Here is a 10,651-nt window from a genome sequence, read left to right as displayed (position 1 = left end):
GCCCACAATCCGGCCCGCGGGGTCGACAACCAGGTCGGCTACGGCGTGGTCGATCCGGTAGCGGCGCTGACCTTCGATGTGCCGCTGGGCGATCCGAANCCAGTNGAGCGGCTCAGCACCGACCTNTATGTGCCTCCGCCCCCGCCGGGACCGGATCATCGNCCGCGCAACAGCGCCCTGCTCGCCGGCGCCGCGGTCCTGCTCGTCGCCGCNGTCGCCGTGNCGGTCGTCGGCATGCGACGGAGGNTGCGATGAAGGCCCGCACCGTGGGCGTGCGCGCCGGAACACCGGTGGTAGTCGCGCTCGAAGTCGTTGCCCTGGTGGCATTCATCGGTCTACCGCCGGCGCGGTTTGGATGGTGGCCGGCCGCGGTGATCACCGCCGTGGCGCTGCTGCTGCTGGTACCCACNGTGCACCGCCGCAACGTGCCGGGCTGGCTGGCNGCCGNGCGNCGCTGGCGTCGTTCCCGGCGCGGGAAATACCCGGCGGCGGCTGCGGCCGTGGATGTGCCCCACGGCAACATCGTGTGCGGTGTGCGCGTCGAGGCCTACGAAGCCCTCACGATGATCGAGGTGACCGGAAAACCCTACTCGCTGACGTTCCTGCGCGGCTCCACAGTGTCGCTGACCCGCAANCTGCTGCCGCTGGAGGTGCTGACCGAGCTGCTTGACCAGCCCGGCGGGATTCAGCTGGCGGCCATTGACGTCGTGCCCGCCGGNCACCGCGTGCGCCGCGGCAACGAATACCCCCCGCTGTACAGCACTCTGCTGGCCGACCGGCCCGCGGCCGGGCAGCGCACCATGCAGTTCGTGGTGCGCCTCGACATCCGAANCTCGGNGCCCGGCTTGCAGTATCGGCAATCGGTCGGGGCTGCNGCCGCCGCCGCCACCGAGCGAATCATCAATGCCCTGTTAGAGCGCGACATCCGCGCCACCGCNCTGACCGCCGCCGAGCTCGACACCGCGCTCGACCGGTTGGGCNCNCGGCTGCAGCCGGCNCCGGCGCCCCCGGTCATCGAGGGCACCGACAGCCCGGCCGACCCGGTGCCCTTTCGCTCCAGCAGCCCAGCGCAGCGGCGCAGCAAGGTCAGCAACGAGGTTGGCTGGCGCACCATCAAGGGCCACCCCGGGTTTCTNACGACGTACTACTTCTCACCCGAGGACATCACCACCGCGTCACTGCATCAGATGTGGGCGCTGCGCAGCGACGAGGTGGTGTTGACGCTGANCTTGTTNAAACGCCGCTACGTGGAGGCCCCTGACGGCGATGGCCCGGTGATGATNGCGGCCACGGTGCGCACCAACGATCCGCAGCCCCCTCAGCAGCCNCCGACGCTGTATCTCAACACGTTGCCCGGTGACCAGTTTTCCGCCGCACTGCGGCCGGCCCCGACGGCGCGTCCGGGCCACCTCGACATCCCCGCGCGCCCGNTGGGGGAGCCCAGCGCGTTGGAGATCCCGATCGGCTCGACGGGCATTCTGGTGGGAGCTGCACTGCGCGATGACCGCCGCGCAGACCCGCCGGTGCAGCGCGACGATCTGGTCATGTTGTCGCTGACCGATCCNCAGCAGGCNACCCGCATCGNCATGGACACCAGCGAGTATTACGTGCGCCAGCTGCTCATCCGCGCCGCCGCGGTGGGGGAGCGGATCGCCATCTATTCCAGCCAACCCAACCGGTGGGCGAGGTTGGCCCAACCCAATATCGCCGTGGTCGACCGCCGCCGGCCCGCAGAGTTCGTGCCCTCGATCATCGTCAACGACCGGCCCCTCATTGCNCCGCCCACCGGATTGTCNGCCACCGTGATCACCCTCGGGGACATCCACTTTCAGCAGATCTCGCGGGAATCGGTGCGGATCAGCACCGCCCGCGACACCGTCGAGGTCGCCATCGTGGCTTTCAACCAGGAACAGGCATGGCTTGGCCTATGAGCGCTGCGCAGACACATTCTCCGGCCTGGGGTGGGTAGGCGCCTTCTGGACGCCCTGGACGTCACTGAGCTCGACACGTTCGACCCGCGCCCGGGGTGGCGACGCCGCGCCGACGATGACGTGCTGACGATCCCGGTCGGTGCGCCAGTGGACGCGCCCGACTCGACGGTGTCGATTGAGCTCGGCGATCACGCCAACGTCGCGCTCTGCGTGGGCATCGCTGGGAAAACCACAGCGCTGCAGTCTCTTGCGCTGAGCGTGTGCACCTTGTATCCGCCGACCCGCGTGCAGCTCGCGATCGCCGACACGCAGAACGGCATCGCCGCAAACGCCACTGCCCGCCCTCCCCACGTCGTCGCCCACTACGCGGGCTACCGGCGCGCAGCCGACCCTCCGGCGAACTGGGACACCTGGTGCACCCAGGTCGAGACCGCGCTAGATCAGCGCGCAGGACAACCCCAGCGACGAGCTGCTGGGGTCGCACCCACAAGTGGCGGGCACGCTGCAGCGCATCGCCGACGAAGGCCGCGACAAGCGTGTCCGGCTCCTCATGTCGAGCACNGAGCAGACCTCGAAGTTCGCAGCTGGTGCCCGGTTGGGTCGGCCCCCCTTTGAGGCAACCAGCGACGTCGTGATTGCGCTGCGGACCGCGACGGCGCAGACCTCCAGGGACGCCCTCGGTGGACCCCAGGCGTGGCAGCTGCCGATGTCCCCTCCGGGCCTTGGCTATGTCCGAACGCCTGACGGTGCGATCACCGGACCCGTGCGGCTGTTCACCGCTGCCGATGTGGCGCCCGCGCTCTCGTCTCGACTCATGACGATCTGATGGTCGTTCGGCATTTTGTGCCTGTCGGGCACCCCGGTCGGCCGTAGCCTTATATCCATGCCCGATGAGCAGCTCGCCGCGCCGCTGTGTTTGGAGTCGTTTCGCCGCCGCAAAGCGGCGGTGCCGATCAATAGCGAGCACGCTCAGTTCACGATCGCTGATGTCGCCGCCGCGTGCGGTCTTCCACAACCTGTTGTGGCGCAACTAGTTCCGCGCACCTGGACCGATGCGGGCTGGATGTACACCGCCGACCAACTGCAGTTCGCAGTCCAGATCGGGCCTGACGTGCGCGCCGGGGAGTACGTCTCACCGCGGCAGGACTAACCAGCGCCCGAAAATAGTGCACGGAGCACCCCTGCGACAGCCCTACTGTTCCAACTATGAGTGCGACACCGGCCGCCTCCGGCGGCTATCGGCCACCGGTGACCCCGTTCGCCGGCTGGGTCCACGACGACCGCGGCCGCCCTACTGTTCCAACTATGAGTGCGACACCGGCCGCCTCCGGCGGCTATCGGCCACCGGTGACCCCGTTCGCCGGCTGGGTCCACGACGACCGCGGCCGACTNGTGCCGCTGGAGACCGCCCCGCATATCGGCGCGTTCGCCCCGCCGGGCACCGGCAAGACCCGCAAGTGGCTGGCGCAGTCGGCGGTGCTGTGGCCGGGCCCAGCAGTGGTGTCGTCCTCCAAGGACGACCTCATGCAGATGGTGGCCTCGCGGCGCTACGGGCCTGCCGCGCTGCTGGATCTGCGGCCNGCTGTGGCCGGGCCCAGCAGTGGTGTCGTCCTCCAAGGACGACCTCATGCAGATGGTGGCCTCGCGGCGCTACGGGCCTGCCGCGCTGCTGGATCTGCGGCCCATCGCTGCGCCGTACTATCCGGCTGACCTGCGTCCGTACCGGTTCGATCCCACCGCATGGATCACCGGACTTGAGGATGCTAAGGCCGTCGCCCGCACGTTGTTGAGCACCTCGGCGGTCGCGCTGTCGGGCAGCTCCTTTCGCGGCAGTGACCCCGGCCCGTGGGATGACCTGGCGTTCGCCCCACTGACCTGCCTACTGTTGGCCGCGAGTCCGCAAGGGCTGGGGCTGGGCATCGACTGGGTGATCGAGGCTGCCGAGGACGTGACCCTGCCCAACCCCTGGCCCACCTCGCCGCAGATGAGCACTGATGCCTCCTGGGTGACCGCGGCTGTCTGGTCGTCGAACCGCTACTTCGAGGCCCGCGTGCGCAGCGTGTTGAGCATGGAAGCCAAGCAGCGCGACTCGGTCAAAATCACCGTGACCAAGGTCCTGACTGCCTGGCTGCAGACGATGGAACGCGACAGAGGCCTGCCAGTCCTCGATGAGGAGTTCCTGGAGGACCCCAACGCCACCATCTATCTGCTGACACCCTTTGATGGCACGGTCGCCGCGCAGGCAATCACTCTGATGGATCAGCTGATTAACCGCCAGCGCGTGAAAGTCGCTCAGTGGGACGAGTTTTCCCGGTTGGGCATGTTTCTCGACGAGATCACCAACNATCACTCTGATGGATCAGCTGATTAACCGCCAGCGCGTGAAAGTCGCTCAGTGGGACGAGTTTTCCCGGTTGGGCATGTTTCTCGACGAGATCACCAACACGCCTTTGCCGCGGCTGCCGCAATACATCGCCGAGTCCCGCGGCCTGGGGGTCTCGCTGTGTTTNGCCGCCCAGGCCGGCGAGCAGCTCGACGCGATCTACGGCCCGCTGCAGGGGGCGGCGATTCGCGCTGTCGTTCCGGCGTCGCTGCTGATGTACGGCTCCCATGAGAAGGACCTGATGGAGTCGGCGTCGTTCTGGAGCGGCAAGACCACCCGCAGCCAACTGTCCTACGACCACAGCCTGGATTCGACGTCGACGAGCCGCACCTTCGGCAATGCCCTTGAGCCAGAGGAACTTATGCCACCCAATGACTCGTTCGCNCTGTCCTACGACCACAGCCTGGATTCGACGTCGACGAGCCGCACCTTCGGCAATGCCCTTGAGCCAGAGGAACTTATGCCACCCAATGACTCGTTCGCGCGGCTGCTGATCCGCGGCACCCCCGGGCGCATGGTCACCCTTATCGACTGGACCGAGTTCGTGAAGTACCTCGACGAACTGCGGGCAGCGCGGCTCCACCACAGCAGCGGTGGCCGCCAGCGATTCAGCGGCCTCGACGCGGCGGCGACGGCATGACGACCGTTGGTGCACAGATGATTCCCGCTGCGTCGCAGGAGACCTCGCTGCGGTCACTGAACGTGTCCGCATCCGCGGCAACGGCTCTGGCGCGAGCACGCAGGGATCTTCAGCACGCAATCTTGATGGGTGTCGACGCGCATCGCCGCCGCCAGTACGCCCTCTCGGCTCGCGATGAGGCCGCCACGGTGCTCCTGGCCGCCGATGTCAGCTCCCGACAACTGCGCTATGCCCGGGTGTATCTCGAAGCCGCGCAGCGCTTCTTAGACGCGCGGGCCACTCCGGTGATGTGCGACCGCGGCGAGGGCTACCCGGCTGCCAGCTAAAGGCGTTGGCGGGTAGTCCACCGCGCGGAGGGCAGCCCTATTTCCGGTGCCGGGCTTGCCGGGCAGGACTGCTGACAGCAGTCGCTGCGCTGTGCTTGGAGAGCCGCGCGCAGCCGGAAAAATAGTGCACGAGCGACCCTTTGGGGCGTTTTAGGGTCAGAGTATGGCTGATCCCAGCGACAAGTTTGATGAGGTGCGGCGGGCGTGGGNAGCCGGAAAAATAGTGCACGAGCGACCCTTTGGGGCGTTTTAGGGTCAGAGTATGGCTGATCCCAGCGACAAGTTTGATGAGGTGCGGCGGGCGTGGGTCGCCCGTCATCAGGGGTGGTCGCTGATCCAGCGGCGCCGCGCCGAGCAGCTCGGCCGCCGGGTCCGCGCCCGTCAGCGCAGCACCGTGGCCGCCCTGCCCGATCCGCATGACGACACCTCGCTACCGCCGCTGATTCTGCGCGCCGCCAAGTCGCCTGCGGTGTGTGTTCCGTTGGGCTGGCTGGCCGGCGTAGCGATCAAGTCCGTTCTGGTGAACCTGTTTCCGCAGACTCTGCGGTCATTTCCGATCGCTGCTCTGCTGTGGTCGGGGGTTGCACTCGGTGCGCCGATCCTGGCTCTGTATGACCCTGCACCAACGTTCGGTCAGATGGTGGTGGTGCCGTGGCTGTGTGTCCAACTGGCTGCAGCTCCGGTGNTCGCCGGCGTGTACGGCATCGCCGAGGGCTGGTTGGCGATCCCCGGCTCAGATCAGTGGTGGCCGCTGACTCCAGCAGAGCCCGCATTGAGCCCCGAGGATGCCGCCGAGATTCTGGGGCCCTACGAGATCACCGGACCGCCGGTGGTGGAGCCCCGCCCGCTGCCCGANCANGGNGAGNGGATGCCGCGATGGTGAGCGCCGCCGGCGCCTCAGCGCTGCACACTCTCGGCGGCGACGTCGCGGTCGGCGAACTCCTCGACCAGGCTGCGGTCAACGCGCAGTTCCTCGGCCAACCGGTCATGTGCGGCGTAGAGACGGTTGATCCGATCGTCGAACGCGCGCAGGTCGTCGTGCGCGCGNTCGATTTCCTCGTGGAGTTGGGTGAGCAGCCGATCGGCGATGTCGTCNNCGGTCAGCGGCGTCGCGGCCTGCTCTTGGAGCCGCACGTTTTTGGTGGCGCGTGCGGTGATGCTCAGCGGATAGCCGCCCAACAGCACGACCGCCGCCGAGCCGGGCTGCCAGCCCAGAGTGCGATCGATGCGCAGCAGNGTGCGCACTCGGGGGGTGTTCTGGGTATCGCGGTCGCGCACCGCGGCCAACGTGCTGAAGTTCGGGAAGCCTCGCCGGTTGGCTTCTTCCCTCGACATCCGCAGCTTGGCCAGCCGGGCGTCGACGAAGTGCATAAGCCGGGGAACGCCGTCGGCGGGNACCGTCATATTTTCCAACTTACCGCACCCGATTGGCAAAGTCGGCCAGCGAATTTTCACCCCCGATATATGTCATATGCCNACGTTAGGTTGCCCGCATGAAGATTCTTCTGGCCCTGTTTGCCGTCCTGGCCGCCCTCGCGGCGGTCGCCGTTCTCGCCGTGNTGCAGCTCGTGATCAANCTCGCCCCGCTTCTGGTGCTACTCGCCGTGGCGGTGGTCGTNGCCAAGGCTGTGCNGGCTCGCCGGCGTCCNCCCCCGCCGCTGATGCCGGCGCTGCCGCCGGCCCGGCGGGTGGCCCCCGCTGTCACNGCACCGCCACGACCGGTGGGNTGGGCGCCGCAGGCCCCCGGCGGGTGGGTGCTGTTGCCGGTGTGGATGGGGCCCGCGCCGGTGGCGTGGCGGCCTCCGCCCACCGTGATCGACGCCGACGTGGAGGGCGAGCACCGTGGCTGATACCCCGATCATCACCGATGAGAGTTGGGTCGATGACCTGATGGGCGGGCCCGACCCGGCCGCGGTGCCCACCGCCGCGACGATGCAGCCAGGCGTGGCCGACCTCGACGCTGCCCAACCCGAGCCCGAGCCCGGGCCTGAGCCTGAGCCCGAAGCTGAGCAGTACGACGATTCGGCCGAGGCTCCTACCGATCCGCGGCTGGAGTCCGGCGCCGGGATCGCTGACGAGGTGCCGCCCGTGCATCTCGACACCGCAGCAGCCTTGACCGCCGAGCGCGACGAATCCGGGGTGGCCCGCGCCGACGCGGGCGCCAAACGCACTGCCGTGGCGCTGGGGGCGGGGCTGGTCGTGGCGGTGAGCGCCATCGTCGCCGCGCTGGTCACCTTCAGCGACACCGATGCACCTGCCGCGCCCCGTCAGGACAGTGCGGCTGCGGCCGCGCCCGTGGCCCAGCCGCAGCCGGTTCCTACCTCCGCCGCCCCGACCGTCCCTCAGGATCAGTCCATTCCCTTCACCGCCAGCGCCCCGTGTGCAGCCGGGTCAACCTCAGCGCAGTCGCTGACCGACACCGCCACCGATTCGGCGTGGGTGTGCGCCCGCGGCTCACGTGATGAAGCCCTCGAAGGCAAGGNGCAGCCGGGTCAACCTCAGCGCAGTCGCTGACCGACACCGCCACCGATTCGGCGTGGGTGTGCGCCCGCGGCTCACGTGATGAAGCCCTCGAAGGCAAGGTCCTCACTGTCGACTTCGGCAAGAGCTACATGGTCTCCGGTGTCGAGGTCACGNCGGGATGGGTGGCGAAAACNCCTGGGGGACAGGACCGATGGCTCCAGCATCGGGTGGTGACGCGGCTGCAATACATCTTCCTCAACGGCAACGTGGTCTCTGACATCTTCACTCAGGACACCGGGAACGCCCACGGCCCGGTNCAGCATCGGGTGGTGACGCGGCTGCAATACATCTTCCTCAACGGCAACGTGGTCTCTGACATCTTCACTCAGGACACCGGGAACGCCCACGGCCCGGTCACCGCCGCGCTGCCGCGACGGGTCTTGGCCTCCCGTGTCAGCGTGGTGGTCTTGCAGACCTCCCGCCCACCTGCCTCACCGTTGCCGGCCACCGATCCGGCTGCCCTGCCTGAGGCGCAGCCGGGGCTGGTGGAATCGCTGCTCGGCGAGGGTGGCGGGCCGCTGTCGGAAACACCGCAGAACCCTGAGCNGTATCCGGATCTGACCGTGCCCGACAACGGCAGCGACCCCGTNGACAACACGTTCGCGATGAGCGCATTGAAGTTTCTCGGTTACCAGCCCTAAGAAAAGAGACCACTGTGGCACTGTCGAAAACCTGGCAAGGGCGTCTCGGACAACACGTTCGCGATGAGCGCATTGAAGTTTCTCGGTTACCAGCCCTAAGAAAAGAGACCACTGTGGCACTGTCGAAAACCTGGCAAGGGCGTCTCCGCCGATGGCGCGGTGGCGCCCATCGGGCCGGNGTNNTCGCCCTGGTCGCCGCCGCGGTCTTCGGCGCCGCCGCGGGCTGCAAGGTGTTCTTCGCCCCCGATCGCCCTGACTTCATCGGGATCGCTCAGCGTGAACGCAACCAACAAAGCGTTGTCGGCGCGTTCGCCTCGGACTTCGTGGNGGCCTGGCGCACGGCGACGGTGAATCAGCGCGACAGCTTGGCGCGCTTCATCACCCTGCCCGAGCAGGGACTGGCGCTGCCCTCGACGCCGGCNGCGGTGATCACCGCGCCCCAGGTGGGCCCGGTGCTGCGGATGGGCACCCTCGATGACACCGAGCTCTACACCGCGGTCATCTCGGTCAACGAACGCCCCTACGCCTCGGCCCAACCGACCCGCACCTTCTACCAGGTGCCGGTGTCGCTGTGGAACCGNCAGCCACGCGCCCTGGACTTCCCGGCCCAGATCAACGATCCCGGCCCGGGCGCGGATTTCGCGCTCGACTACCGCAATGCTCTAGGCCCCGAAAGCCCGGTGTTCGCCGTGGTGGCCGGATTCATCCGCACCTACCTCACCGCCACCAACGGCCTGGATCGCTACGTGGTTGCCGGTGCCCCCCTGCGCCCGATCGGCGGCTACCAAAGCGCGGTGGTTTCCTCNGCGGCCACCAGTCGCAGCGTGCCCGAAGCGCCGGCGCCGGGAGAGCAANTGCATGTGCGGGCCACAGTCGTCGCCCAAACCTCGCAGTTTGCCACNGTGAATCTGGTGTACCCGCTGACGCTGGAAAATAGCGGCGGGACCTGGATGGTGGCGGCCATAGACTTAGTGCCACAGGTCGGCGGTCAATCAGAAGCCGATCCGGTAGCCAAACCACATAGCTAACGCACCTCAAGAAAGGCGAGACGAATATGGCAGAGAATACCGAATTACTCGCGGCGTCGGGCCTTTTTGAGGCCGGCAACAAGCTCGGCCTGGCGGTGCTGGGCTTCTTGGCACTCGCCGCACTGGTCATCGGCGCCGGATCGGCCATCCGCAAGCTCAAAGANGGCTCCGGGGCGGCCATCACCGCCGANATCGGTGCCATCGTGTTCGCGGTCCTCATCGGGCTCTCGGTCGGCATCGCCTCCGCGCTCACCCAGGAAGCCGAGGACTCCGGCATCCGCAATCCGGTCCGCGTCGACAGCGTGTGGGATCGCTGAGCGCATGGGCAACGACACCTCGGCCAAGATCTACTCCGATCAACGCTCGCTGCCCATCCATCTGGGCGACTCCGGTGACGGATTCACGCTGCCGTTCAAGGAGAAATGGCGCGCCCCCGACGCTATCGCCGCGGTGCTGGGCTTCGTGGTGACCGGTTCGCTGGTGACGGCCAACATCACCAACGGGGCCAGNGCGTTCCGCATCCTNATCCTCGGCGTGGTGATCACGGTGGCTGCGGTGTGGCTGCTGTCGAAGCTGCCNGCNACCCGCCCGTCGCTGCGCACCCGCGCCCACTGGTGGTGGGAAAACCTGCGCCCGCAGGTCATCTCATCGCACCGCCCTCCCCGTTAAGAAGGGTCCTGCCATGTCTGTGCCCGCCCCGCTGCGCGCGATCGGCAACCTGCGGCTGACCCCGCACGGGGTCTACGCCGACTATCTGCTNTCCGGACAGCCGTTCATCTTCCTCTCCGAAGAGTGGCAGGACCGGGTGGCTGCTGAGCACGCCGAGCTGTGGCGTGCGCTGCCGTCGGGATCGTCGATCAGTGGCCTGACGGTNCCGGTGGCCCCGCGCGCCACCGTCCGCAAAATGCTGTACAGCCACCCCGATTTGCGCCCCGGCGCGACCGTGCCCGAGGGCGTGTCCGAGGCGGCGCGGCCCTGGGTGCAGCACTGCCGCAGCTGGGAACCCACCATCGCCGGNCACCGNGCCCGCCGCCGTATCTACTGGCTGAGCCTGCCCCTGGATTACGGGCTGGCCGGGCGCACCCCCAGCGGCACGTGGCGGCGCATGGTCGACGCCGCACTCGGCCGTGACAAGGACACCGACTCCTCTATCGCCTACTACCGTGACCTGGCCGCCCA

General features: G+C 67.9%; 7 protein-coding genes. All 7 read left to right on the top strand.

Going from position 1 to position 10,651, the window contains the following annotated elements:
• Positions 1-251 precede the first annotated feature (251 nt).
• Positions 252-1,931: a type VII secretion protein EccE gene (gene eccE / locus H7I57_RS32305; RefSeq protein WP_264028487.1), complete on the top strand. Its 1,680-nt coding sequence runs from the start codon at positions 252-254 to the stop codon at positions 1,929-1,931.
• 30 nt (positions 1,932-1,961) lie between these two features.
• Positions 1,962-2,546: an FtsK/SpoIIIE domain-containing protein gene (locus tag H7I57_RS34025; RefSeq protein WP_443678350.1), complete on the top strand. Its 585-nt coding sequence runs from the start codon at positions 1,962-1,964 to the stop codon at positions 2,544-2,546.
• A 16-nt stretch (positions 2,547-2,562) separates the two neighbouring features.
• Positions 2,563-2,757 (top strand): hypothetical protein, encoded by a 195-nt coding sequence (locus tag H7I57_RS32295; RefSeq protein WP_264028486.1) that lies wholly within the window; start codon positions 2,563-2,565, stop codon positions 2,755-2,757.
• Between the two features lie 57 nt (positions 2,758-2,814).
• The gene (locus tag H7I57_RS32290) at positions 2,815-3,081 is read left to right on the top strand and encodes a hypothetical protein (RefSeq protein WP_264028485.1); all 267 of its coding nucleotides are present in this window, start codon (positions 2,815-2,817) and stop codon (positions 3,079-3,081) included.
• A 1,204-nt stretch (positions 3,082-4,285) separates the two neighbouring features.
• Positions 4,286-4,954: a TraM recognition domain-containing protein gene (locus H7I57_RS32285; protein WP_264028484.1), complete on the top strand. Its 669-nt coding sequence runs from the start codon at positions 4,286-4,288 to the stop codon at positions 4,952-4,954.
• Positions 4,951-5,280, top strand: a complete 330-nt coding sequence (locus H7I57_RS32280) for a hypothetical protein (RefSeq protein WP_264028483.1) — start codon at positions 4,951-4,953, stop codon at positions 5,278-5,280. The genes H7I57_RS32285 and H7I57_RS32280 overlap by 4 nt, the downstream gene beginning before the upstream one ends.
• A 3,178-nt stretch (positions 5,281-8,458) precedes the next feature.
• Complete coding sequence (locus H7I57_RS32260) at positions 8,459-9,472, top strand: conjugal transfer protein (RefSeq protein ID WP_264028479.1); 1,014 nt, start codon at positions 8,459-8,461, stop codon at positions 9,470-9,472.
• The last annotated feature ends 1,179 nt before the right edge of the window (positions 9,473-10,651 follow it).

The sequence above is a fragment of the Mycolicibacterium pyrenivorans genome (assembly GCF_025821625.1).
Lineage (GTDB): Bacteria > Actinomycetota > Actinomycetes > Mycobacteriales > Mycobacteriaceae > Mycobacterium > Mycobacterium pyrenivorans.
Note: the sequence above shows the minus strand (reverse complement) of the source record. Positions and strands in the feature narration are given on the sequence as shown.

Bases quoted from the DNA above. Each gene is read 5' to 3' on its own strand.
- H7I57_RS32290 (WP_264028485.1), top strand. From the start codon at position 2,815: ATGCCCGATGAGCAGCTCGCCGCGCCGCTGTGTTTGGAGTCGTTTCGC.
- H7I57_RS32280 (WP_264028483.1), top strand. From the start codon at position 4,951: ATGACGACCGTTGGTGCACAGATGATTCCCGCTGCGTCGCAGGAGACC.